Origin of the sequence: Rhodanobacter sp. LX-99 (assembly GCF_018599185.1) — a bacterium.
Classification (GTDB): Bacteria; Pseudomonadota; Gammaproteobacteria; order Xanthomonadales; family Rhodanobacteraceae; genus Rhodanobacter.
This window is the reverse complement of sequence record NZ_JAHFVL010000002.1, coordinates 40,435-66,267: the sequence shown is the minus strand read 5'-3', so window position 1 is coordinate 66,267 and position 25,833 is coordinate 40,435. Positions and strand designations below refer to the sequence as shown.

General features: G+C 64.7%; 18 protein-coding genes. 3 read left to right on the top strand and 15 right to left on the bottom strand.

Annotation, left to right across the window (positions count from 1 at the left end; genetic code table 11):
- Positions 1 to 15: 15 nt before the first annotated feature.
- The 14 genes from tssI to KK131_RS10845 all read right to left on the bottom strand — a co-directional run bounded on the left by tssI (position 16) and on the right by KK131_RS10845 (position 19,622).
- Positions 16 to 2,028 (bottom strand): type VI secretion system tip protein VgrG, encoded by a 2,013-nt coding sequence (gene tssI, locus KK131_RS10910; RefSeq protein ID WP_214556762.1) that lies wholly within the window; start codon positions 2,026 to 2,028, stop codon positions 16 to 18.
- Positions 2,029 to 2,233: 205 nt separating this feature from the next.
- A complete protein-coding gene (locus KK131_RS10905) occupies positions 2,234 to 3,541 on the bottom strand; it encodes a tetratricopeptide repeat protein (protein ID WP_214557361.1) in 1,308 nt (435 codons plus the stop codon).
- 194 nt (positions 3,542 to 3,735) lie between these two features.
- Positions 3,736 to 4,023 carry a PAAR domain-containing protein gene (locus KK131_RS10900; RefSeq protein WP_149363828.1) on the bottom strand — a complete coding sequence of 96 codons (288 nt, stop codon included), beginning with the start codon at positions 4,021 to 4,023 and terminating at the stop codon, positions 3,736 to 3,738.
- Between the two features lie 86 nt (positions 4,024 to 4,109).
- Positions 4,110 to 5,123: a hypothetical protein gene (locus KK131_RS10895; RefSeq protein ID WP_214556761.1), complete on the bottom strand. Its 1,014-nt coding sequence runs from the start codon at positions 5,121 to 5,123 to the stop codon at positions 4,110 to 4,112.
- 144 nt (positions 5,124 to 5,267) lie between these two features.
- Positions 5,268 to 6,143: a hypothetical protein gene (locus KK131_RS10890; protein WP_214556760.1), complete on the bottom strand. Its 876-nt coding sequence runs from the start codon at positions 6,141 to 6,143 to the stop codon at positions 5,268 to 5,270.
- A gap of 233 nt (positions 6,144 to 6,376) precedes the next feature.
- Entirely contained in the window at positions 6,377 to 9,109 is a 2,733-nt protein-coding gene (gene tssH, locus KK131_RS10885) for a type VI secretion system ATPase TssH (RefSeq protein ID WP_214556759.1), read from the bottom strand.
- Positions 9,110 to 9,206: 97 nt separating this feature from the next.
- Entirely contained in the window at positions 9,207 to 10,229 is a 1,023-nt protein-coding gene (gene tssG / locus KK131_RS10880) for a type VI secretion system baseplate subunit TssG (RefSeq protein ID WP_214556758.1), read from the bottom strand.
- Entirely contained in the window at positions 10,193 to 12,076 is a 1,884-nt protein-coding gene (tssF, locus tag KK131_RS10875; RefSeq protein ID WP_214556757.1) for a type VI secretion system baseplate subunit TssF, read from the bottom strand. Before tssF ends, tssG begins: the two co-directional genes overlap by 37 nt.
- A 6-nt stretch (positions 12,077 to 12,082) precedes the next feature.
- Entirely contained in the window at positions 12,083 to 12,586 is a 504-nt protein-coding gene (gene tssE, locus KK131_RS10870; RefSeq protein WP_214556756.1) for a type VI secretion system baseplate subunit TssE, read from the bottom strand.
- 18 nt (positions 12,587 to 12,604) lie between these two features.
- Positions 12,605 to 13,396 carry a type VI secretion system accessory protein TagJ gene (locus tag KK131_RS10865; protein ID WP_214557360.1) on the bottom strand — a complete coding sequence of 264 codons (792 nt, stop codon included), beginning with the start codon at positions 13,394 to 13,396 and terminating at the stop codon, positions 12,605 to 12,607.
- A gap of 200 nt (positions 13,397 to 13,596) precedes the next feature.
- Positions 13,597 to 14,091: a type VI secretion system tube protein Hcp gene (locus tag KK131_RS10860; RefSeq protein WP_149363836.1), complete on the bottom strand. Its 495-nt coding sequence runs from the start codon at positions 14,089 to 14,091 to the stop codon at positions 13,597 to 13,599.
- 117 nt (positions 14,092 to 14,208) lie between these two features.
- On the bottom strand, positions 14,209 to 15,702 hold the full coding sequence (tssC, locus tag KK131_RS10855) for a type VI secretion system contractile sheath large subunit (protein ID WP_214556755.1): 1,494 nt from the start codon (positions 15,700 to 15,702) through the stop codon (positions 14,209 to 14,211).
- Between the two features lie 6 nt (positions 15,703 to 15,708).
- Positions 15,709 to 16,230 (bottom strand): type VI secretion system contractile sheath small subunit, encoded by a 522-nt coding sequence (tssB, locus tag KK131_RS10850; protein ID WP_214556754.1) that lies wholly within the window; start codon positions 16,228 to 16,230, stop codon positions 15,709 to 15,711.
- 947 nt (positions 16,231 to 17,177) lie between these two features.
- Entirely contained in the window at positions 17,178 to 19,622 is a 2,445-nt protein-coding gene (locus tag KK131_RS10845; protein ID WP_214556753.1) for a GH92 family glycosyl hydrolase, read from the bottom strand.
- A gap of 374 nt (positions 19,623 to 19,996) precedes the next feature.
- Here KK131_RS10845 and KK131_RS10840 point away from each other — a divergent pair, with 374 nt between their 5' ends.
- Positions 19,997 to 21,049 carry a LacI family DNA-binding transcriptional regulator gene (locus tag KK131_RS10840; protein WP_250887266.1) on the top strand — a complete coding sequence of 351 codons (1,053 nt, stop codon included), beginning with the start codon at positions 19,997 to 19,999 and terminating at the stop codon, positions 21,047 to 21,049.
- Positions 21,050 to 21,103: 54 nt separating this feature from the next.
- Positions 21,104 to 22,093 carry a carbohydrate kinase gene (locus KK131_RS10835; protein ID WP_214556752.1) on the top strand — a complete coding sequence of 330 codons (990 nt, stop codon included), beginning with the start codon at positions 21,104 to 21,106 and terminating at the stop codon, positions 22,091 to 22,093.
- Between the two features lie 53 nt (positions 22,094 to 22,146).
- On the opposite strand, the gene KK131_RS10830 is transcribed toward KK131_RS10835, so the two are convergent.
- Positions 22,147 to 22,392 (bottom strand): hypothetical protein, encoded by a 246-nt coding sequence (locus KK131_RS10830; protein WP_214556751.1) that lies wholly within the window; start codon positions 22,390 to 22,392, stop codon positions 22,147 to 22,149.
- A 181-nt stretch (positions 22,393 to 22,573) separates the two neighbouring features.
- Between KK131_RS10830 and KK131_RS10825 the strand changes: the two genes are divergently transcribed.
- Positions 22,574 to 25,780: a TonB-dependent receptor gene (locus KK131_RS10825; RefSeq protein ID WP_214556750.1), complete on the top strand. Its 3,207-nt coding sequence runs from the start codon at positions 22,574 to 22,576 to the stop codon at positions 25,778 to 25,780.
- Positions 25,781 to 25,833: the final 53 nt, after the last annotated feature.

The window sequence follows — 25,833 nt, the reverse complement described above, 5'->3', positions numbered from 1 at the left end:
CTGCGTCCCCTCCCGTTAGCCAATCATGATCAGGCCGCCGGACAACTGCGCCATGCCGTCGCCCTTGAGCGTCAGCATGGGCCCCTTCACGGTCGCCATGGCGCCGCCCGCCACCTCGAGCATGGCATCGGAATGCATCTTCAGCGAGGCCCCCGCACCAATATCCATCGTGGCGCCGGCCTTGATGCCGACTTCGACCTGGCCCTCGACTTTCACGCCCATGCTGCCGGTAACCTTGATGTTGACGCCCTTGATCTCGATCGTTCCGTCGCTTTTCATGACGATGCTGGAGGCGCCGGTGACCAGTTCGATCTCGGTGCCGGCGCTGAGCTTGAATTTCTGCCCGATCGTGGTCGTGCCGTTCTGGGTGACGTCGAGCTTGTCGTCGTTGCCGACCTTGGTCTTGCGGTCGTGCTTGACCTCCTCGGTCTGGTCGTTCTTGACCGTGATCGTCTCGTCGTGATCGATCTGCACGAAGTGGTCGTTCTCCACTTCCTCGCGCATGTCCTTCTGCGCGTGCAGGAACAGCTCCTCGCTGCCCTTCTTGTCCTCGAAGCGGATCTCGTTGAAATCCGCCGCGGCGCCGCCCTCGTGGCTGCGGCTCTTGATGCCGCTCTGGGTCTTGTTGTCGGGCAGCGCGTACGGCGGCATGTTGTCGGCGTTGTAGACGCTGCCGATGACCAGCGGCCGGTCCGGGTCGCCCTCCAGAAAGCTGACCACCACTTCCTGGCCGACCCTGGGGATGTGCACCGCGCCCCAGTTCTTGCCGGCCCATGACGAGGCCACCCTGACCGGGCAGGAAATGTGCGCGTTCTTCTTGTCCGGCTTGTTCCAGTGGAACGTCACCTGGATGCGCCCGTACTTGTCCACCGCGATGTCTTCTGCCTTGTCGCTGCCCGCCACCACGGCCGTCTGCAGGCCCACGATCATCGGCTTCACGGCGGTCGGCAGGGTGCGGAACGGCTGCCGGCTCCGGATCACCGAAAAGTTGCAGAAGAACAACTCGCCGCCCTGCTGCCCGGAGGTGCGCGCGGCATTCTCGATGTGCACGGTCGAGCCGGTGACCAGGTACTCCTGGTTCAGTTCGGCGCGCGGGAATTTCGTCAGCTTGAACAACGCGCCGGTCAGCAGGCCGGGGGCGTTGGTCGAACCCGAGCCCTGCGACTGGGGCACGTTGATCGCCTCGAGGCGAACCTGCGCGTAGTGCTTGCCGGCATCGCCGGTCTCGTGGTCGCCGGGAAAATCGAACGACTCGAGGCCGGGCACCGGATGGTTGTCGTCGGCATTGCTGATCGCCTCGGTCCCCAGCAGCGAGGTCTTCGGCTTCAGCGGGTCGTAGTCGGTCAGCGAATACTTGGTCGTCTGCACCGAGCGAGCCGACGAGAAATCGGTGATCGCGACTTCCAGCGCCGCGCGGCTGTCCGCCGATTGCGGCCGGTACGGCAGTTCCTCATACCCCCCGGTGGTGGCATGCGCGCCCAGCGAATCCGCCAGCACCATGGTGTGCACGCCGTCGGTGTGCTGGAAGAAATAATAGATGCCTTCCTGCTCCATCAGGCGGCTGATGAAGTTGAAGTAATCCTCGCGGTACTGCACGCAGTATTCGCGCGGCGAGTAGTTTCCGCTGAGGCTCAGCTTGACGTCGCCATAGCCGATTTCGGACAGCACGGTCTTGACGATGTCGGGCACCGACATCTTGAGGTAGATGCGGCAATCCACCTTGTGCAGCAGCAGCCATGCCTTGGGCACCAGCGTCACCGCGTACTCGGCGTAACGCTCTTCCTTGTAGCTCTCGAACCCGGTCTGGGAAATTTCCGAAACCATGCCGTTGAAGTGGCGCTTGTAGCCGTCCGACTCGAACGCCACCGTCATCGAACTGCCGAGCAGGGGAAGAAGCTTGACTTCGCTGTCCTTGCTGAGCAGCTTCAACTGGTAGGAAAAAAGCTTCCCCAACTGCTCGCTGCCCGACAGGCTCGCAGGCAGCAGTTTGTCACCGAGGTCTGACTTCAGTGTCATCCGATGCGTCATATCCGATCTCCCCCAGCGAGCCCGCGAAAGCGCTCATGCAATCCCGTCTGTTTATCATATTCGCGCCTTGCGCGGGAGGTCCTTCGAAGCGCAGTACCTGCTGCCATGGCAGCGCCCCCTGCCGCAATACCGGCAAGCCCATCACTGCCATGGCCCCGGCGCTCCCGTCGCACCGCACGGCCCGGGCTCCGGCGCACCTCCATGCCTATCCGCACCCGGGCAGGCTCTTGCGCGCCAGCACCACCCAGCCGGCCACCGGCTTGCCCACTTCCTTGCGCAGTGCGGACGCGGCAATGTTCACCTCCACGAAACCGGCCGCATCCAGCACGCGCTCGACATAGCGACGCGCATGCCGATAGCGGCCACTGGAAGACAGTTCGGAACGATCCTCGTCGGCATCCATCGCCTCCAGCGTGAAGGCCACCCGACCGCCAGCCCGCAGTGCCGCGTGGGTCGCCGCAAGCACCTCCGCCAGGTCGCCGAAGTAGACCAGCGTATCGGCGGACAACACGACGTCCCAGGTTTCCGGATGATCCTGCAGATACGCGGTCAGCTCGGCTGCCACGAGCTCGTCGTAACCGCCGCGCAGGCGGGCCTTTTCGAGCATGCCGCCGGACAGGTCCACGCCATCCAGCCGACGCGCATGCGGCCTGATCAACGGACCGCACAGGCCGGTGCCGCAACCGGCGTCGAGCACGTCCAGCGCGCCCTCGGCCACCCCAAGAACGCCAGTCAATGCGTCGACCAGGACCTGCGGCGCGCGATAGTCCAGGTTCTTCAGCAACTGCTCGTCGAAGCTTTCGGCGAACCGGTCGAACACCTCGCGCACATAAGCATCGTCCGCCCGTGGCGGCGCCGCTTCGCCGCCGCAAGCGGCGAGCATGTGCCGCGGCACGGGATTGTCCGGCTCGCGGCCGAGCCAGTCACGGTAAGCCCCGATCGCCTCCTCCTGCCGGCCAAGCATGTAAAGGGTGACACCGAGCGCATCGAGAGCACGCACATTGCCGCCGTCGCAGCGGACCGCGTTCCTGAAACAGGCCACGGCGTGCTCCAGATCCTCGATTTCGTTCACATGCCTGCGCAGGTACATGCCCATCAGGTAATGCGCGAGGCTGAGTTGTGGCGCCCGTTCAAGCAGCTCGGCATAGGCCTGGAATGCTTCCTGGAAGCGCTGCTGCGCCTCCAGCACCAGCGCCAGGTTGCCCAACGCATCGTGATGCTGCCCATTGCATGCCAGCGCCTGGCGATAGCAGGCCTCGGCCTCGGCGAGTTTGCCGGTTTCCTTGTGGATGTTGCCGAGATTGTTGTGCGCGTCGGCATGCAGCGGGGCGGCCCGCAAGGCCATCCGGATCAGCCGGATGCCTTCGTCGCTGCGCCCGCGCTGGTGGCACAGCACGCCGAGAAAATGCAGCGCGTCGGGCTGCCCGGCCTGCATCTGCAGCGCCCTGCGGTAGAACGCCTCCGCGGCATCCAGTTGCCCGATCCGATGCACCTCGACCGCCTGGCGCAGCATGGCGACCACGCCATGATCGACATCCGCCGCATGCCGCTTGCGCCCCGCCCGGCTGGCCGACGCCCGCCTCATCCCGGCATCCGCGGGTCATTCATGATCGGCCTTCCAGTTGCCCTCATCACCGTCCTCCTTGCCGTCGGGATCAGTGTCGCGCGAAGTCTTCCCCACGCCATCGCTGGCGCGCATGCCGTCACTCAGCTGATCAGTACCGTGGGACAACCCAGCACGATGCTTCCGCCATGCGCCGTCAAATCGCCCATGCGCGCCGCAGGCATCTTGTTGATGAGCACCTTGAACGAGCCCATCGCGATGACATCGGGCGGCCCCACGCAGGTTGCCATGTCGCCGACCCGCGCCGCCGGCAAACCGCCGATCAGCACCGTAACGGCGCCCGGCGGCAGGATCGGACCACCCACGTGCGGCACCACGCCCGTCACCATCGGGCAGACATGCATATCGGTGATTCTCGCTGCCGGGGGCATATGGGATCTCCTGCTGTGGATGAGCCTGAGACAACGGCTCGATGGTTCGTTCGACGGTGTGCGGCCAGGCGCGACGTGGGATTACCTCAGCTCAGCCCGATCTGCTTCATCGCCTTGCTCTTGATTCCCGCGAAGAAGCCCTTCTTGGTGTGCGTTCCCTTGTCGCTGCCCAGCCCCTCCAGTTGCAGCCGCGAACTGCTGATGTTCTTGGTGGCGATCTTCAGCATGGGGTCCATCTGTTTCTTCTTCATCAGCTCGACCTTGTCCATCCAGCCCGGCAAACCGATGTCGGCGATGAACATGTTGGCCACCGCCGACGTATCGGCACACGTCAGCAGGTAGCAGCCAAGGATCGGGCACTCGTTGAACACCGTGAGATTCAGCGTACTGGGTGCCGCCAGCCGCTTGTTGCCGGCGCGCATGTCCTTGATGTCCAGGCCCAACCCGTAGAGCAGAAGGCCCAGGCTGGCCAGTGAATTGGCAACCCCGATACCCGCCGTGGTGGCCGTGCCGAAATCCGCGAAAAGTCCGCCGATCTTGGCGCCGGTGGCAAGCGTCTGCTGCCCCAGCTGCACGGAGTGCCTGGCAAGATCGCGCTTGATGATGATCTGGATCGCCTCGGCCGCCGCGCTGGGATCGCCCAGGCGGAAACCCGCCTTGTAGTCGTCGCTCTTGTACAGGTGATAGCCGTCCTCGGCCACGGCCTTGCCGGCCTTGACCAGCTTCACGCCGCTGGTCACCACCCCGAGGATCGGGGTGATCTCGTGCACCAGGTTCGCCAGCACCTCGCCGGTAATCGCCGCGATCACCTCGTGGATGTTGTCCACGTCGGCACATTCGACGATGAAATCCTGCACCGCCTCCTTCATGCCCGGCACGCTTGCCACCGTGCTGGCGGCCTTGCCGCCCTTCCCCAGCTTGTTGCCCGACGAGACGATCTTCTTGCCCGTGGACAACATCTGCTTGGCCGTGGACAGCTGGCTGCTGGTGCCGAACTTCAGCTTGGTGCCGCCGAACATGTTGACGACAAGTTGCTGGCGTGCACGCGCCAGCTCGCCCATGGCCTTGAACTCGCCCATGCTTAGTGGTTTGGATGGCATGCATCGCTCCTCGATCGATTGTGTGCTCAACCCCTGCCGGACAGCGCAGGGATGCGCGCAGTCCCGGCCCCTCAGCCGTCGACTACTCGAATCAAGCCATGCCTGGCGAGCGATCCGGCCACGGTTCTTCGATTTTCTTGCGCCTTACAACATTCCCACCGTCGGCACGCCAAACGTGCCCCCCGGCTTGACGAGCGTGCTCATCAAATCCCTGAAATCGGTGGCGATCAGGCTGAAGTGCCGCGGATACAGCGTGGATCCACGGCTCGACACCGTATTGTTCATGATGCTTTTCGTGCCGAACGGCTGCTGATTGTAGATAGCGGCGTCGACCGCCACGCCGTTGTACCGGGTCGTCAGATATTCGTCCGGAAGACCGATCGTGTGGCCGAACTCGTGCGGCACTGCTTCGCTGTCGTCGGCGCCCCATTCGAGCATGTTGGGCGTGCCGTGGAATACGGCGTCACGATCCACGTCCCGCAGCAGCGCGGTCTTTCTCCAAAGCGGCCATGCAATGTCGTAATCCGCAGCCTTGACGCTCGGCACGCCCAGCGCCTCCACGTGAAGGCGCCGGGCGGCATTGTCCGCCCCGCTATCGATGGATGCGATCAACCCCGTCATGCCGGGCGTCGGCCGGCACTGCACCGAATACTCGGCGTTGGCATCGTTCCAGGAAATCTCGAAAAGAATCCTTCTGGTATGGGTTTTCAAGGTGCCGCCGGTCGTCTCATTGATTGACACCGCCGCCTTGTCGCTCCATACGCGTTTGATCGCCATGGACCAGCGGGTTGCCACCTCGGCCGTAAAACCGCCGCCCCCGTCGGTCGCGCCTATCAGTACCTTGACCGTCAGTGCCGTGGATGTGGCGGAAGTCGACAGTTCGTACACCGCCGGCCATGTGCTGACGCCATCGCCATAAGTGACGCCCCCCTGCTCCTGCGTCCAGATGTGCCGGTAGCGCTTGGTGCTCATCGCCGATGCCGCCGCACGTGCCGCGAACTTGGCTGCCAGCTCGTTCATGCTCATTCCCCCCTGACGTGGTTATCCGGATCCAGATCGAAACGAAACTCGAGAACCTTCTTCGGCCGGCATGCCGGCGGAATGCGCTCACCGCATCGAGCCTGCCAGCGCGCATCGCCCGAGGTCGTGCCGCATTGCCAGCCTGCACCCCACTGGAGATCTCACCTTGGGCAGGGCATGTGCCAGCCGAATGCCCGGCAACAGTGAGCGGAAATCCGCAGCTCGGCCGAGTCTCAACCGAACCCGTAGGAAAAATTCCCATCCTCGACGCATACCTGCACCTTCGCGACCTGGTCCCCGTCCATCATCCTGGTCAGGAATGCGCGCGAGATGTCGGGCAGCATCGAGTTGGTCAGGATCGCATCGATCATGCGGCCGCCCGATTCGGTCTCGGTGCAGCGCTCGACCACCAGCTTCACCACGTTCTCGTCGTATTCGAACGGGATCTTGTAGCGGGCCTCGACGCGTTTCTTGATGCGATTCAGCTGCAGCTTGACGATCCTGCCAAGCATCTCCGGACTGAGCGGGTAATACGGAATCGTCACCAGCCGACCCAGCAGCGCCGGCGGGAAGATCTTCAGCAGCGGCTCGCGCAGGGCCTTGGCCATGCCCTCGTGATCGGGCATCAGGTCCGGGTCCTTGCACAGGCCGGCGATCATGTCGGTGCCGGCATTGGTGGTGAGCAGGATCAGGGTGTTCTTGAAGTCGATCGAGCGGCCTTCGCCGTCTTCCATCACGCCCTTGTCGAACACCTGGAAGAAGATCTCGTGGACGTCCGGGTGGGCCTTCTCCACCTCGTCCAGCAGCACCACCGAGTACGGCTTGCGGCGCACCGCCTCGGTGAGCACGCCGCCCTCGCCGTAGCCGACGTAGCCCGGAGGCGCGCCCTTCAAAGTGGAGACGGTGTGCGCCTCCTGGAACTCGCTCATGTTGATGGTGATGATGTTCTGCTCGCCGCCGTACAACGCCTCGGCCAGCGCCAGCGCGGTCTCGGTCTTGCCCACGCCTGAAGTGCCGGCGAGCATGAACACGCCGATCGGCTTGTTCGGATCGACCAGGCCGGCGCGAGAGGTCTGGATGCGCTTGGCGATCATCTCCATCGCGTGGTCCTGGCCGATCACACGGGCGCCCATCAGCTTGGCCAGGTTCATCACGGTCTCGACTTCGCTCTTGACCATGCGCCCGACCGGGATGCCGGTCCAGTCCGAGACCACCGAACCCACCGCCTGCTGGTCCACCGACGCCAGGATCAGCGGGTGCTCGCCCTGCAGCTCGGCCAGCTGCGTCTGCAATCCCTTCAGCTCTTCCAGCGCCGCGGCACGTTCGGCCCCTTCGAGCGCGGCCACGCCTTCCGCCGCCGCCTCCTTGTTGGCCGACTCCTCCAGCGCGCTGCCGGTGCCTTCCACCGGGGCGTTGCTGCCGCGCAACCTGGAGCGGATGTCGAGAATCTTCTCGACCAGCTCCTTCTCGGTGATCCAGTTCGCCTCCAGCGTTTCCAGCCGCGCCTTCTGCGCCGCCAGCTTTTCGCTGGCCGCTTCCTCGCGCGCCGCCACCTCGACGCCGACGTTCTTCTCGCGGCCGATGATGCCCAGCTCGGTTTCCAGCGCCTGGATGCGCTTGCGGGTGTCGTCCACTTCCGCCGGCACCGCGTGCTGGCTGATCGCCACGCGCGCGCAGGCGGTGTCGAGCAGGCTCACCGCCTTGTCCGGCAGCTGCCGCGCGGGAATGTAGCGGTGCGACAGCTTGACCGCGGCCTCCAGCGCCTCGTCGAGGATCTGCACCTTGTGGTGCTTCTCCATCACGCTGGCGACGCCGCGCATCATCAGGATCGCCTTCTCCTCGCTGGGCTCGTCGATCTGCACGGTCTGGAAGCGGCGGGTCAGCGCCGGATCCTTCTCGATGTGTTTCTTGTATTCGGCCCAGGTGGTGGCGCCGATGGTGCGCAGGTTGCCGCGCGCCAGCGCCGGCTTGAGCAGGTTCGCCGCGTCGCCGGTGCCGGCCGCGCCGCCGGCGCCGACCAGGGTATGCGCCTCGTCGATGAACAGGATGATCGGCCGGGTCGAGGACTGCACCTCCTCGATCACCTGCTTCAGGCGGTTCTCGAACTCGCCCTTCATGCTGGCGCCGGCCTGCAGCAGGCCCACGTCGAGCACGCGCAGCTGCACGTCCTTCAGCGGCGGCGGCACGTCGCCGATGGCGATGCGCATGGCGAAGCCCTCGATCACCGCGGTCTTGCCCACGCCGGCTTCGCCGACCAGCATCGGGTTGTTCTGGCGCCGGCGCATCAGGATGTCGACCAGCTGGCGGATCTCGTCGTCGCGGCCGACGATCGGGTCCATCTTGCCGCTGCGCGCCTGCTCGGTGAGGTCGATGGTGAACTGCGCCAATGCCTCCTGCTTGCCCATCTGCGCCGGCGACATCGCGCCGCTGGCCTCGCCCGGCGCGCTGCCGCCGCCCATGCGGAAACCGTCGTTCGCATGCTGCCCGTCTTCCGGCGAACCGGCGACGACCTCGGCGAATTTTTCCACCAGCGCCTCGGGCTTGATCTTGTCGAACTCGGCCGAGATGTGCAGCAGCGCATTGCGCAGGTTGCGCGTGCGCATGCAGCCGACGAGCAGGTAGCCGGTGCGCACCTGCGCCTCGCCGAACATCAGGGTGGCGAACACCCAGCCGCGCTCGACCGCTTCCTCGACGTCGCTGGAAAGGTCGGAGATCGACGAGGAACCGCGCGGCAGCCGGTCCAGCGCATCGGTGATGTCGCGCGCCAGGTTCGACGGGTTCAGGTTGAACTGCTTCACGATGCGATGCAGGTCGGAGTCCTGCAGCTGCAGGATCTGGTGAATCCAGTGGACCAGCTCCACGTACGGATTGCCGCGCAGCTTGCAGAATACGGTAGCGCTTTCGATGCCCCGGAAAGCCAGCTTGTTGAGCTTTCCAAACAGGGCGCCGCGACTGATCTCGGCCATGGTCTTCGATCCTTATGCAGTAGTTGTCGATCCAGCTGTCTTTTGTTGCAAAGTCATTCCAAAATCCGGGGCCGCGCGCCGCCCCTGCTGCCGCGCCCTAGCCGACCGGCTTCAGCACCACGTCGTCGGCATCGCCATCGCGCTGCGGCTGGCCCATCCACGTGCTCAGACCCATGCGGCCGCTCTGGCCCAGGCGGGTCGTGGGCACATCGGCTTTCTTCAGCACCAGTTGCACGTCCCAGGCTTTCTCCTCGCCCACATAGGTCTTGACAGCGGCGATCAGCTGTTTGAGCGCCTCGCCACCGGGCAGGAAATTGTTGAACTCGGCCCGGCTCAGCGGCCCCAGCCGCAGGCGGAAACGCTGTTGGCTGCCCCAGACGTACTCGCCGGCAACCGCCGTGAGCCCCAGTGCCGCCACCTCGCCCGATCCGCCGAGTCGGAGATGGGAGGACGCGGGCAGCCGCATCCACTCGGCCACGAATTCGACGATACCCACCGGAATGCGGAAGAATCGTTCGAGCAGCCCGCGCAGCCCCTCGGCATTGCGGGTCTGCTGCAGCAGGCGGCCGGCAAAGAAACGCTTGAACTGGTCGGGCAGCGCATCGCGGCTGTCGAGACCTGGCGTGGCCAGACCCACCAGCGCGCCCATGTACAGACGGAAATGATCCTCGGCCGGGCGGTCCAGCTCCACGGTAGGCTGCGAGTCGGCCCACGCCCGGTAGAACAGGCTCATCATGCGGTGATGGAAGATGTTCGCGAACGCGGTGAAGGTGGTGTCCTTGGCGTTCAGTTCGCGATCCATCGCGTACTCGGTAAGGTGCAGCGGCAGCGGCGCATTCGGCCCGAACAAGCCGAAGAACAGGCCATGCAGGCGCGCCGGCCGGCCGGCACCGCCGGGCTGGTAGCGGTCGACCGTTTTTGGGGCGAACGCCAGCGACGGCGTCTGGCACAGCCGCACGAAATCGTCCGCGGCCTTGGCCGAATGGCCCAGCCGCGGACGTTCGGAATACACGCACTCCAGCCGACGGGCCGCTTCGAAGAACTCGAAGGCCTCGGGGTGGTCGCGCAGCGCGATCTCCAGCGCTACAGCGTCTGCCGTGTTCCCAGCCTGGCGGGCCATCGGGCAACCTCGTTGCGTTCCAGCGTGCGCAGAACGGTTTCGGTGAAGGAGTTGATGGATACGTAACGCGCAAAGAACTGCTGCATCACCGCGCCGAGCAGGAAGGCGCCGGTGCCTTCGAATGCGCCGTCGTCGCAGGTCAGGGTGATTTCCAGGCCGCGGCCGAAGGTGATCGGGCCGGGTACCGGGACGCGCCGCACGATGGGCTGCGAGCTGACCGCCTTGACGCCTTCGACCTGGCGCAACGCGCTGGAGTCGAACTCGTCGCAGTACAGCGTCAGCATCTCGCGCAGCGCCGCAGCGCCTTCGCCCGCGTTGTTCTCCAGCAGCGATACGTAGTTCAGCTGCAGGTGGCTGAGCAACCGCCACGCGGTCTCGCCGGTGGCCACCGATGCACGCGGCTTGGTCGGGCCGGCGACGCAGCGGATCGATTCCACCGGTGCACCGGTCTCCAGGGTGAAATCGGTCTTCGACTTGCCCACCGGCATCTGCAGCGGCAGGTCGCGATTGGTGCACATCAGCATCATGCCGATCTGGCGCAGTTGGGTGGAGTAAGGCGCCTCGCTGGAGTCGACCAGGGAGATGAACATCTCGTTGCCGATGTAGCTGGACCGCGCGCCCTGCCGCTTCTGCCGCGACGAGATCAGGCGCGGCTCGCGACGAATCGTGTAGTAGGCCGAATGCTGGCTGTGCCAGGTGCGCTCGTCGCAACCGTAGAACGGCAGGAAGCGCTGCTCCGGCTCCTGCTTGTCGCCGAAGCCCTCCACGTTGCCGATGCTGTGGACCTCGAAATCCATCGGCCGGGTGCGGTCGGCGAGGATGTGGTATTCCGCCTTGCCCTGCTGCAGGTGGATGCGGTCGGCACGCCGCGGGAACAGGTTGATCGCCGGCGTGCAGAACAGCCGGAAGTTGTTCACGTCGACTGCGTTGTGCAGGCTGGCCACGCTGCGGTCGAACAGCACCACGATCTCGAACTCGTTGCCCTTCGAACGTGCCAGCACGGATTTCAGGCCGCTGAATTCGGCAAACAGGAAGCGCTCGGGGCAGGCGAAGTATTCCTGCAGCAGCCGGTAGCCGCTGAACGAACGTCCGCTATAGGGAATCAGCGCCTCGTTCTCCTCGAAGCCCTTGCGACGGATGCTCGATGCGTCGAAATGCCGGCTGATCTCGCCGCTGGCGCCCTGCGTGCGCACAATGAAACCCGTGGCGTTGCCCAGCAGCTGCTCGTACAGGCGCTTGGGAAGCTCGTCCGCGCCGGCGATGAACACCGGAAGGTCGTCCAGCGCCAGCATGTTCGCCTGCGCGCCGGCGGTCACCCGGAACTTCAACCGCAGGCCGGCACGCACCGGCTTGCCCGCCGGCAAGGTCACGCCTGCGGCCGCTATCGCGGCGGGCGTTTCAAGATACTTCGCGTCGGTGAGCTCCAGCGGCCACAGCGTGACGTCATGGGCCGTGCGGTATTCACAGGCCGTGCGGTCGTCCTTGCCGATCAGGCTGCGCAATGCCGTATGGCGCTCCACGACGTGGCCGGCCAGCAGGCCGCTTTCCTTCAGGTCCGGCTGCATCTGCACCACCGCCATCGAAGGCACCGGCGCCAGGTAATGGGGATAGATCATTTCCAGCAGGTGCTGGGTGAACACCGGGAACTGCGCGTCCAGCTTGAGTTGCACGCGGGCCGCGAGGAAGGCGAACCCTTCCAGCAACCGCTCCACGTAGGGGTCGGCGCACTCGAAGCCTTCCAGCCCGAGTCGCCCGGCAATCTTCGGGTACTCGCGCGCAAACTCGCCGCCCATCTCGCGGACGTGTTGCAGTTCCCGGTTGTAATAGCGCAGCAGGCGTGGGTCCATGGACGATCAGCCGAAGCCCTCCGAAACCTTGAAACTGCCGGTCTCCAGGTCGACCTCGGTCTTCAGGTAGAGATTCAGCGGAATCGGCTGGGCCCACATCTCCGACTCGATGTTGAACATCAGCGCCTGCCGATCCATCCGCGCGGATTTCGCGGTTGCCGTGACCCGCAGCGTATTGGCGGTGAGCCGCGGTTCAAAGGCGAGAATCGCATCCCTCACCTGCCGCTGCAGGATGTCCGAATTGATACCCGACAAGGCCACCCCGGTGAGGTCGGGAATACCGAAATTGAGTACCGAGCAGGAGACTTCCGGATAATCGCCCAGATCGGCGTCCGCGCTCAGATTCACGCAATTCAACAGCCACGAAATGTCGCGCGTGACGCAATCGCGCAGCCGCGTCGCCGAGATCACGCGCTTATCGCGGCTCTCCTCCAGCTTGCCCGGCTCGTCGTCGGTGAGTCGATCGAGCAGCGAAGGCTGAAGTCTCTCCTGGGTGGTCAATTCAGCCATGGCACGCTCACGCTCCGGTCAGTGGGTGTCGAACGTGATCAGCCTGGCATCGAGCAACGCGTAGTCGTCCGTGTCGGTCGCCAGCATCCGCTGGCCCAGGCCCACCTGAAGATCCGCACCGGCATCGATCCATTCCGTCTTGCGCGCCAGTACGAGGTCGTTGTCGTCGGCCCGCTCGGAGCCCGGATAGCGTCCGGGAATGAACCCGATCGCCTTGCCGCCGTTGGTCCACGTCACTTCCGCGGGCACCCAGATCTTGTCGCGCAGATCGGTCGGCGCCTCGAATTTCAGTTCCCGCAAACGCGAGAACGGTACCCAGGAATAGCCGCCGTTGACGACGATTTCCAGACACGGCCCCAGCCGGGGATCGGCATCCGCGACCCACTCGAACGGCGCGCCGTCGATGCTTCCGCTCACGGCGGGAGCCTGTTCGAAGGCTTGCCCGCGCAAATCGGCGGCCTGTTCGTGGCGCCCCTCCGCGGTCAGCTTCAGCGCCTGCAGCAACAACGCCATCCACTGCTCCGGTTCGCCGATGACCACCGGCAGGCGTTTCCCGGCAAAGACGTCGGCGCGCACCTGCTCGCCCTTCAACGCCTCGGTATAGGCACCGACCAGCATGGCATTGAGAGGCTCCAGTTCGCCGCTGACGTTCAATTGGTTCTGTGCCCGCTCCCACTGTCCAAGCAGAGCCAGCAACTGGAATAAAAAAACCCGACGCTTGGCATCCGCCGGGTTGCTGCGCACTTCGGCTGCAAGCAGCTGCAGCGCCTCGTCCGGTCGGCCTTCTTTGAGTTTGCTCTCGGGTGTCATTTCATCTCTCGGAGGCCAGCCATGGGTCACGTCGTCGACATGCCCCGTGAGGAGATACCCGGACCGAGGTGACCTCTGGACAAGCAGCCGGGCGCGCAACGCCACGCCGGATCGAACCCATGCGTGATGTCACTGCTGGACCCACTTGCGCAGAGATCCCCTGAAAACCAGGCCTCAATCGGATACAGCGCAGGGCCGGATCAGCTGGCCTTGACTTCCTCGACGCTGTAGCCAACGGTGCCCGCCGAAGCCACGGCACCCTTGTCGTCCTGCTTGAAGTATTCGATGTCGAACTTCGCGAAGCTGAGCGACACGTTCTCGGTGAGCATGTCTTCGCCGCCGGAGCCGCCCGTGGAATAGCTGGTGACCATCGCGCTGGTGAGCTTGATGGTGAAGTAATCTTCCTGCTTGCCGCCGGCCTTCGAAATGAACAAGGTTACGGTGGTGATGTGCGCACCGGTCACGAGCGCCTTGATGAAAGCCGTGGAGCTCTTGTCGATGTACTTGGTGAAGCTGATGTCCTGCACGTTCGCCTTGCCGGCGCCGCCGCCGGTGCCATGGCCGAACGAACCGCTCTGCGACAGGCCCCACGACCAGGCCAGAAGCTGGATCTGATCCTTGTGCTTTTCATGCTTGGACTCGCCAGCGAAAGTGACGCTGCCGCCTTCCAGTTTCAGGTGCATGTCTAATGCCATGAGAATTCTCCTTGTCTATTGGGATCAGTTGAGCCGGACGGCCCGCATGTCTTGCGGACCTGCCAGGCAATAACGGGTGTTGCAACCTACTTTGAAACCAAGAACATCCTGACCGGATCAGCTCTTGGCAGCCGACGGCAAACGAGACACGAGCCTCAAGGAAACAGTCAAACCTTCCAGCTGGTAATGCGGCTTGAGGAAAAACTTCGACGTGTAATACCCCGGTGCCCCTTCCACCTCTTCCACCACCACTTCCGCCGCGGACAGCGGCTTGCGTGCCTTGGTCTCCTCGCTGGAGTTGGCGGGGTCGCCGTCGACGTACTGGTTGATCCACGACGCCAGCCAGCGCTCCATCGCATCACGGTCCTTGAACGAACCGATCTTGTCGCGCACGATGCACTTCAGGTAATGCGCGAAACGGCAGCACGCGAACATGTACGGCAGACGCGCACCGAGGGCCGCGTTGGCGGTGGCGTCCGGATCGTCGTACTCCTCCGGCTTGGCCAGCGACTGCGCGCTGATGAAGGCCGCCATGTCCGAGTTCTTGCGGTGCACCAGCGGCATCATGCCCATCTTGTCCAGCTCGGCCGAGCGGCGGTCGGTGATCGCGATCTCGGTGGGGCACTTCATGTCCACGCCGCCGTCGTCGGTCGGGAAGGTATGCGCCGGCAGACCCTCCACCGCGCCACCGGACTCGATGCCGCGAATCCGTGAGCACCAGCCGTACATCTTGAACGAGCGGTTGATGTTCACCGCCATCGCGTAAGCGGCGTTCTGCCAGGTGTACTTGGACGAATCCGCGCCGGCGGTGTCTTCCTCGAAATTGAACTCCTCCACCGGATCCGTCGCCGCACCATAAGGCAGCCGGGCCAGCGTGCGCGGCATGGTCAGGCCGATGTACTTGGCATCGTCCGACTCGCGCAGCGAACGCCAGGCGGCGTAGTCCGGCGTGGAGAACACCTTGGCCAGGTCGCGCGGGTTGGCCAACTCGTTCCAGCTGTCCATGCCCATCAGGGTGGAGCCCGCAGCCGAGATGAACGGCGCATGCGCGGCAGCCGCGACCTGCGCGATGCCGGTAAGCAGTTCGACATCGGGCGGGCTGTGGTCGAAGTAGTAGTCGCCGACCAGGCAGCCGTAGGGCTCGCCGCCCAACTGGCCGTATTCCTCTTCGTACAGCTTCTTGAAGATCGGGCTCTGGTCCCAGGCCGTGCCCTTGTAGCGCTTCAGGGTCTTGGCCAGCTCCTTCTTGGAGATGTTCATCACGCGGATCTTCAGCTGCTGATCCGTCTCGGTGTTGTTGACCAGATGATGCAGGCCGCGCCATGCGCTTTCCAGCTTCTGGAAGTCGGCGTGGTGCATGATCAGGTTGATCTGCTCGCTGAGCTTGCGATCGATCTCCGCGATGTAGGCATTGATGGTCTGCGCGACGTCGTCGGAAACGATGTCGGACTTGTTCAGTACCTGCTCGGCCAGCGTGCGGACCGCCGATTCCACCTCTTCCTTCGCGCGGTCGCTCTTGGGCTTGAATTCCTTGTTCAGCAGCGCGGCAAAATCGCCGGCATCCAGAGTCTGTACGGCACCGCCCTGTTCGGCGAGTTTTTCGGTTGCCATGCTTGCTTACTCCCCGTCTTTGTTGGTGTCGTCGGCGGGCTTGGGCGCCGATACCAGAGACTGCAACAGTGCCGGATCCTTCAACGCCTGCGCGATCAGGTTCTCTGCACCAGCCTTGCCGTCCATGTAGGTGTCGAGATTGGCGAGCTGTGTGCGCGCCTCGAGCAGCTTGGCCACCGCCCCCACCTTCCTGGCCACCGCAGTTGGTGAAAAGTCGTCCATGCTTTCAAACGTGATGTCCACGGCGAGATTGCCCTCGCCCGTCAGGGTATTCGGCACTGCGAAGGTGACCCTGGGCTTCATCGACTGCAGGCGGCTGTCGAAATTGTCGACGTCGATTTCGAGCGCCTTGCGCTCCTCGACCGACGGCAGTTCGCCGGCATTGGCGCCGGAAAGATCCGACATCACGCCCATCACGAAGGGCACCTGGACCTTCTTCTGTGCGCCATAAACCTCGACGTCGTATTCGATCTGCACGCGCGGCGCACGGTTGCGTGCGATGAATTTCTGACTGCTTTGCTTGGCCATGCGATGTCTCCCAGTAAATGCTCTTCCGGTGTTGAATGGAGCGACCAATTCGACGCGGCACAAGGCTGGTTTGCCGCGGGAAAGCGGGACGTCGGTGCAGCGGTCGTCAGGACGGCGCAATAGGCTGCGGCGTCGATTACCGTCGGTCTGCTGTCGATGCCATTGACGACGCTGATTTCGCCGGAGCCGCCGCGTGCCACGACTTGCGTGGGCCAGCGAAACACCCGGCAATCCTCAGTCGGTCCGGTTATGGCACGACGGATATGCGTGTTCTTGAATGCCGCGATCAATCGCACCTGGCACCAGGCAAGCCTGGCGTATGCCAAGCGGCCTGCGCGTCACGGATCGACTCCGTCGTCGCCAGATGTGCGCATTCGCAAGCGTGATTGTCCCCCCTTCATTCCATGTGCTGGACAAGCATGCAGGGCATCCGTACTTGCCCTACTCGAATCCTTGACCACTCCGCCGCCAGGTTCACCCCCCACAACCTGACAAACACGCGCAACTTCTAATGGCGGCGAAGTGTCTTGCGGCTTCCACCCGATCTGCCGTCACCGAAGTGCTGCCTGTTGCCAGCGCAGTTTCTGTGAAAGACGGAAGCCCCCCGACTCTGATGCAACGAAGCGCTGTGCCCCCACGCCCCGCTTGAATCCTGAACCAAACCGGTTCATTCATTAACGTACATCCGCCAACGCTTGTCTGCAAGCTGAATTTGAATTTGCCGGTGTCGTTGCGACAGAACCGCATGACTGCACGGAGGAGTCGCGACTGTCACCACGGCATGACGGAGTGCATCGGTGAAGCGGGAGAGTCGCCTGGACGATGACCGAGATGGCAACGGCCGGATTTCACGGTGGCCGTGCCGGAAACGACGGCGCCAACACCGCGGCCAGCTTCCAGTACCCGCGGTTCAGCGGCACGCCATCATTGCCGTGAACCCGCCAGGCTCAATCGGCAGGACAGGCCGCCGGCGGCGCATCTTCCACGCGTGTGCCCCAGCCGGAAACGTCCGGGGCGTCGGTCAACTGGTACTTCAGTGTGCCGCCGCGCTCAAGCCGGTCGACATCGATCCAGACCGCGGTTTGCGGCCGGCCATCGAAACTGACTCCGCGGATGTAGCGTGGGCGCGGTGCGTTCGCGCCATCGGCTTCGACCACCAGCTTTTTGCCTTCGGCCAGGGCGACTTCGACGCGGTTGAAACGCGGCGGGTGCAGCAGCAGCTGGCCGCTGCCGGGCATCAGCGGCGAAAACCCCATAGCGCCGAACAGGTAGAAGGCAGACATGGTGCCGAGGTCGTCGTTGCCGGTGACGCCGTTCGGCGCATTGGTGAACAAAGTCTGCACCGCGGACAGCACGGTCGCGGTCTTCCATGGCTGGCCAACCAGACTGTACAGCGTGGGCACGTGCATGGTCGGTTCGTTGTTGGGGTTGTAGCGATACTGGCCATAGTACGAATAGGCGCCGCCGACCCAGGCCTTGCGCGGGGCGTTCTGCGGATCGGCCAGCAGTTCGTCGTAGGCGAAAAAGGCATCGAGGCGCTTCGCCATTTCCTCGCGGCCGCCCATCGCCAGCGCCAGCCCGGGTACGTCCTGCGGCACCAGCCACTGGTACTGCCATGCCGTCCCTTCGTGGAAGCCGTAATGCGAACGCGGGCTGTAGGTGCCGGTCGGCGGCGTGAACCAGTCGCCGCCTTCGATGCGCGGGCGCGGGAAGCCGGTGAAGCCGGACTCCTTCTCGGCCAGTTGCGCATCCCACAGCTTGCGCCAATTGCCGCCGCGCGCGCGCAGTTCCGCGGCGTCCGCCCTCTCGCCGAGGGCATCGGCCATCAGCGACAGCGAGCAGTCGGACAAGGCATATTCCAGCGTCGCCGAACCGCCGTTCTGCGGGTCCACGTCCATGCCCTTGGCCGGGAAGGTACGGTCGAAGAACACGAAACCGTTCTTGAGATAGTTGACATTGCCGGCACGCCCCTCGGAGCGCGACTGCAGTGGCGGTACGCCCCAGGCGTTCTTGCGCAGCGCCTTCCACGACTCGCCTTCCAGGCCCTTCAGCGCGCCGTATCGCCACAAGTCGACCAGGAACGGCGTGACCGGGTCGCCGGTCATCGTGTTGGTGTCGAAATTCGCGTAGCCCCAGCGCGGCAGCCAGCCGCCCTGCGCGTCGATCGCCAGCAGCGAGCGTCCGATATCGCGTGCGCGCTGCGGTTCGATCAATGCCAGCAACTGGTTCTGCGAACGGTAGGTATCCCACAGCGAGAAGAACTCGTAATACGTCCAGCCGTCGGCGACATGGATGGCATCGTCATAGCCGCGATAGCGGCCGTCGGCGTCGCTGCCGGTCAGCGGTTGCAGCAGCGCGTGGTACAGCGCGGTGTAGAACACGGCACGGTCGTCGTGGCTGCCGCCCTCGATGCGCACCTTCGACAATTCGTCGCGCCACGCCTGTTGCGCGGACTTCCGCATGGCATCGAAGGACTTCAGCCTGCCGTCCTTCATGCCTTCGGCGCGCAGGTTGACGCGCGCGCCCTCGGCGTCGACGTGCGAGATTGCGGTGGTCGCGGTGACGCTGCGCCCCTTCGCCAGGTCGAAGCTCAGCCACGCGCCATTGAACGGCTCGTATTCGCTTTCCATGCTGAAACGTGCGCCCGGCGTGCCGCCGGCCTGGCCCCAGACGCCGAAAGCCTTGAACGGGCGGTCGAATTCGATGCGGAACCAAGTGGCGTATTCGTGCCCGCCGCAGAAGCTGAGCGTGGTGATCTTGCCTTCGACCGCGCGGTCGCCGACCACGCGCACTTCGCTGCCGATCACACGGTGCTTCTCGTTGGCCTGGCTGACATCGACCAGTACGTGCCCGGTCTTCGCATCGACAGGAAAGGTGTAGCGCTCGGCCGCGGCGCGGGTGAGCGCGGTGGCCTCGACGTCGATGCCGCCGTAGTCGGTCAGCCGGACCTTGTAATAACCGGCCTCGCCGGCACCGCCGTCGAGGGTATAGCGCGAACCGTACTTGCGGTAATCGAAGTTCTTCGCGTCGCTGGTGTCGAAGTCACCGCCGGGGCCGATGCTGCCGGTGACCGGCAGTACCACGACTTGCCCGCCCTGCTCCCAGCAACCGGCGCCGGACAGGAAGGAGTGGCCGATGCCACGAATCTTCTCGTCACCGTAACGCCAGCCGGCGTAGTGCGAACCGACCGGGCTGGCCTGGACCAGGCCGAACGGCGCCGACGCGCCAGGATAGGTATTGCCTTCGTCCTGGGTACCGATGAGAGTGTTGACCAGAGCAGGCAGATCCTCGCTGTCGCGAGCCGAAGCAGGCGCGAACGGTGTCGTTGCCACCAGCAGCACGCCGGCCAGGATGGTTTTCAGCACTGTGGCGGACAAGTCGAAGCTGCTCATACGTCTCCGGATCGTCTGCGGACCACGGCGGCCCATGGATGCGGGATATGCCTGCCATGCGGCCGCCATCGGCAGCACACCGCGGGTTGAAACACAAGCACATAGAAACGCATATGCGTGTCTTTTTCGATTTTAGAACGATCTAAAATCCAAAAACAACCTACATCGCCTGCAAAGGCGACCTGTGCCCGTCGCGGACGTCGCGACTCTTCATGGCCCGCGCCGCTATGGCGGCATGGCTTTGCGACCAGGCTCCGTAATGCGACCCACCATGCCGGCAAATGCAGGCGCCCGGCATGCCCCGGATTCGTTCCGCACTTGCAGCGATGCGCCGCATGGCGCAGGATGAGCATATTGGATCGATCTAAATAAGACTGGGGACGACTCTGGAAAGACCGCGCAGGATTACCCTGAACGACATCGCGCACGCCTGTGGCGTCTCGCGCGCGACGGTGTCGCTGGTGCTGCGCGGCAGTCCGCTGGTGCACTCCGGGACCCGCCATCGGATCGAAGCAGAGATGTTGCGCCAGGGCTATGTCTACAACCGCACCGCGGCCAACCTGCGCCAACGCGTTTCCAGCACGGTGGCGTTGGTCATCAACGACCTGTCCAACCCGTTTTTCGCCGAATTCGCCGCTGGCGTGGACGAGGCATTGGGAGTGAAGGGCTACGTCACCCTGCTTGGCAGCAGCAATGAATCGCCGGCGCGGCAGCGCCAGGTGCTGGCTTCGCTGATGGAACACCATCCCGCCGGCATCATCCTGTCGCCGGCCGAGGCCAGCGACGTGGCCGACATCGAGCTGGCGATCGGTGGGCACACGCCGCTGCTGGTGTTCAACCGCGAATTGACCGGCTCGACCGCCACCGGCTTCGACTACGACTTCCTCGGCTTGGACAACCGCGCCGGCGCACGTGCAGCCACCGCGCGATTGCTTGCGCTGGGCCACCGGCGCGTCGCCTTCTACGGTGGCCACGCCGAATCCAGTTCCTGCCGCGAGCGCCGCCTCGGCTACAAGGATGCGCTGCAGGCTGCCGGCATCGCGGCCGATCCGCGCTGGATGATCGAGACCGTGCCGACCCGGCTCGAAGCGAGCGCGCATGCCGACGCGCTGTTCGCCACCGATCCGGCGCCGACCGCGGCAGTCTGCTACAACGACGCGGTGGCGCTGGGCCTGATGCTGGGCCTGGTCCGGCTGGATCGCCACCCCGGCACCGACTTCGCCGTCACCGGTTTTGACGACATCCCCGAAGCCGCGGTCGGCATGCCACCACTGACCACGATGTGCGCCGCGCCGCGCGCGCGCGGCCGCCAAGCCGCAGAACTGCTGCTGCAGCGTGCCGCCGCGCCACCGCTGCCGCGGCGCTCCGTGATCGTGCCCGTACAACTGATCGAACGCGAAAGCACCCCGCATGCACCCCATCCCTGAGATCCATGCCACGACCGCCATGGCATGTCCCCGCCACCAAGCGGGTGCGCGCCGATGAGCAAGGCGAACACCATCATCTGCTTCGGCGAAGCGCTGATCGATTTCCTCGCCATCCCGCCGACCGCGGGGGAGGCACGCATATTCCGCCAGTTCGCCGGCGGCGCGCCGGCCAACGCCGCGGTGGCGGTGGCGAAGCTCGGCGGGCGCTGCGAATTCGTTGGCATGCTCGGCCAGGACATGTTCGGCGACTTCCTGCTGAAGAGCCTGCACGAAGCCGGCGCCGGCGTCCGCTACGTGCGCCGCACGGCGTGCGCAAAGACGGCGCTGGCCTTCGTTTCGCTGGACGCGCACGGCGAGCGCAGCTTCAGCTTCTACCGCCCGCCATCCGCCGACCTGCTGTTCCGCAACGCCGATTTCGACACCGCCTGCTTTGCCGATGCGGGCGTATTCCACGCCTGCAGCAACAGCCTGACCGACGAGGACATCGCCACGACCACGCTGTCCGGCATGGCGCTGGCGCGTGCCGGCGGTGCGCTGGTCAGCCTCGACCTGAACCTGCGCCCGGCGTTGTGGCCGGACGCCACGCCCTCGCTGCCGATCCTGTGGCGGGCACTGGAGGCCGCCGACCTGGTCAAGCTTGCGCGCGAGGAACTGGAATACCTGAAACAGGGCCGCCACGGCGACGACGAAATCGCCGCCCGCCTGCTGCGCACCGCACGACTGGTACTGGTCACCGACGGCGCCGCACCCATGCGCTGGCATACGCGCGAGCGCAGCGGCGAGCTGGCGGCGTTCAAAGTGATGGCCGTGGACACCACCGCGGCCGGCGATGCCTTCATCGGCGGCCTGCTGTCGCAACTGCAAGGCAACGAGATCGATGCGCGCTGCTTCGACGCCCTCCTCGCGCATCCGTCCGAACTGGAACGTTGCCTACGCTACGCCTCGGCCTGCGGCGCGCTGGCGGTGACCCGGCACGGCGCGTTCGCCGCGCTGCCGACGCATGCCGAAGCGATGGCGCTGCTCAGCGAAAACGCCGCAGCCTAGGAGCCTGCAGGGCGGCTAGCGCTCGCACTGGAGGAACCAGCTGGCCGCGCCGATCACGCCCAGGTCGGGGTCATCGACCAGCGCCGCAACGCCGCAACGAGGCTGCGTACCTGGTCGGTCCTGCTGCGGACCTCGCCGTCGCCCATGCCGAGCGCGCCCGTCGGCACAAAACGCATCCGCGAAGGCAGCACACGCCCGATCGAGGCAAGGAATTCGTACGCGTCGCTGCGCTCTGGTGACAGTCCAAGTGAAGTGCGCCCCCTGCCCTGCTGCGCAGCAACATGCATCGGCGCATGCATCGTGGTAAATCTTGCTCGCCGAATTAGATCGATCCAAATCTGATGCGGCCAGTCCAGGGGGAAACACCGCGTCATTGCAGCAATGGGCCATGTTCCATGAGACGCATTTCAGACACAGATTTTAGATCGATCTAAAACCATCGCTGCGCCGTCATTCAATCTATGTGGGAGGGAGGTTGTAATGAAACAGATGCCACACACGAATATCCGGAACTCGTTGTCCGTCGCCATTGCGATTGCACTGACTGTCGCCGCGGGAGTGCCGACTCGCGCCTACGCGCAGCAGGCGGCTGCCTCTGCCGACGCACAAGTGGCTCCGGCCAAGAAAACGCAGGCGGCTCAGGCAAAGTCCAATGCATCCAGCGACGTCACCGATCTCAACAAGGTCACGGTCACCGGCTATCGCTACTCGATCGAGAAGAGCCTGGACCAGAAGCGCGAGGCGAACGCGATCGTTGAAGTCGTGACGGCCGAAGACGTCGGCAAGTTTCCCGACAAGAACGTGGCCGACGCGCTGCAGCGCGTGCCCGGCGTGATCATTTCCCGCGACGGCGGCGAGGGCAAGAACGTCAGCGTCCGCGGCCTGTCCTCGGAACTGACCCTGACCGAATTGAACGGCAACTACATCGCCACAGCCGAATCCAACGGCGATCCGACGCGCTCGTTCAACTACACGCTGTTGCCGGCGAACATGCTGTCCAGCGCCGAGCTGTTCAAGACGCCGGAAGCGCGCATCGACGAGGGCGGCATCGGCGGCACCGTGATCCTGCATACGCGCCGCCCGCTGGACATGGAAGCGAACACCGGCTTCGTTTCCGCCGAAGGCACCTGGGCCGACACGACAAAGAAGGCAGACGGGCAGTTCTCCGGCTCGTATTCCTGGCACGACAAGGACGATCGCTTCGGCGTCTTCGTCGGCTACACCCAGCAGAAGCGCACCACGCGCACCATGGGCGCCAGCACCGAGAACTGGCAGTGGTACGGCGACGACTACGACGCGCACCCGGCGACCGACGTCAACGGCAAGCCGTCGGGCATGACTTCCTATTGGTGGGGCCAGTCGGGCTTCAACGACCAGAACCATCCTTACACGGGCACCTTCCAGGACGGCTGGCCCACGGAGTGCGGCTATTACTGCAACTTCATGATGCCGACCTCAGTCAACCTCAACGTCAAGAACGAAGAACGCGAGCGCAAGGGCGGGCAGTTGACCTTGCAGTTCAAGCCGGTCGACAACCTGACCCTGACGGCCAACTACTTCCGTTTCGACCTGTCGCAGAACTCCCAGACCAACACGCTGAAGATCCCGGAATGGAATCTGGCCCGCTATGCAGGCGACGGCAACTGGCCCGGCGGCCGCATGCTCGACGGACTGACCTTCGACCCCAGCGGCACCATCGTCACCGGGGCCAACTATTCGGTGCATCCGGGCAAGGCCTACTACTGCAGCGGCGACGAGGCCGCCGCGGGCGGACTGACCAATACCGGCGGCTTCGGCCCGGACGACTGCAGCATTCCCACGCCGCAGATCACCGGCAGCTACAACCGTGAAAAAGCGCTGTCGCAGACCGTGGACCTCGGCGCCGAATGGGTGGGCGAATCGTTCGACGCCAGCTTCAAGGCCGGCCGCACCTGGGCCCAGGGCGGACCGCAACTGCAGATCGCGGTGCCGATCAAGCCGCGCCGCCAGAACGCGACCGGCGATTACGACCTGGGCAACACCATGAGCGCCTGGAGCCTGGCCGGCACGCCGACGATGATGTTCTCGCCGGAACTGCTGGCGAACCTCCAGAACGGCATCGGCGAAGTCGATCTCGGCTCGACCGGCTCCTCGTGGACCCGCAACGAAACCAGGCAGAAGTACGCCCAGGCCGATTTCACCTGGCACGCCTACGGCAACTGGCTGGACTCGCTGCAGTTCGGGCTGAAATACCGCAACGGCGGCACCCACCGCAGCACCGGCAACAACTACTGGGTCTGCCAGGGCGCGGATCCCTCCGACTACGACAACCGCTTCCAGAACGGGTGCGATCCCAGCGCCTCGGTGTTCCAGCCGCAGCTCTTGTACCCGCAATCGCTCGGCGACCTCGCCGGCGGCATCCATGCCAGCGCCTACCCGGCGATCAACTATCCGGCCTACGTCGCCTATCTGAACCAGACCTACGGGCAGATGCAGACCCGCAACGAGGACAACTTCGTCTACAACGTCGGCGAGAAGATCTATTCGGGCTACCTGCAGGCCAACTTCAAGACCGAACGCCTGCGCGGCAATGTCGGCGTGCGCCTGGCGCGCACCCGGCAGCATGCCGACTCGACGGACCAGGTCGATTACTACAACGACTATTTCTTCGACGGCCCCGACGGCAACCCGGCGCCCTGCCAGACGGGCGGCCTGCCGGCCGTCGGCGCGCCCGCCGGCTCCGGTTGCGTCAGCGGCTTCACCACGCTGCCGGACAGCCAGACCAACCCGGCCACCGGGCATGTCTCCTCGTTCGTGCTCAGCTCGCTCGACCGCACCTACACCGACGTCCTGCCGAGCTTCAACATCGCCTACGACCTCACCGACGAGCTGGTGCTGCGCGGCGCCGCCTCCAAGGTGATTTCGCGCCCGAGCTACGGCGACATCGCCTTTCCCGGCGGCCTGCAGTACTACAGCCAGGAATACGTCAACGACCGCCGCCTGATCGGTGGCGGCGACGAGGTGGGCTGGTACGGCGCCGGCAGCAACAAGAAGCTGGAGCCGTACAAGGCCACCCAGTACGACCTCGGCCTGGAGTGGTATTTCCATCCCGGCTCGGTGCTCGGCGTCGACGTGTTCCGCAAGAACGTCAGCAACTTCTCGGTGCCGGTGGTGCAGGACGTGTCCATGGACGTCGGCGGCCAAACCGTGACCGTGCAGAACTACTCGACCACCGCCGGCGGCCGCAACGGGGTTTCGGAGGGCGTCGAGCTGTACGCGCAGCACACGCTGGACTTCGGCCTCGGCTTCCAGGCCAACTACACCTACAACAAGACCAACGAGGCGGCCATCACCCTCGAGGACGGCACCGAGATCGGCAAGTCGCCGCTGGTCGGCAGCGCGAAGAACCAGGCCAACTTCACCGTGTTCTATGAAACCGGGCGGTTCCTGGCGCGGGCTTCGTACAACCGGCGCGGCGAGGTGGTGGACGGCCTGGTCAACGGCCTGAACGTCTACGAAGAGCCGTACCAGCAGATCGACCTGAACGCGGCGTACAACTTCACCAAGGCGTTCAGCGTGACCGCTTCGGTGCTGAACCTGACCAAGGAAGAGTCGCGCTCGCACCTGGGCAACGACACCAGGGCCCGCTTCTACTCCAACAACTACGCCGGTCGCGTCGTGTATATGGGCTTGACGTACAAGTTCTAAGGCGGCACTTGGCTCCCCGTGCCGCAAGGCACGGGGACTCCTTCGACGGCAGT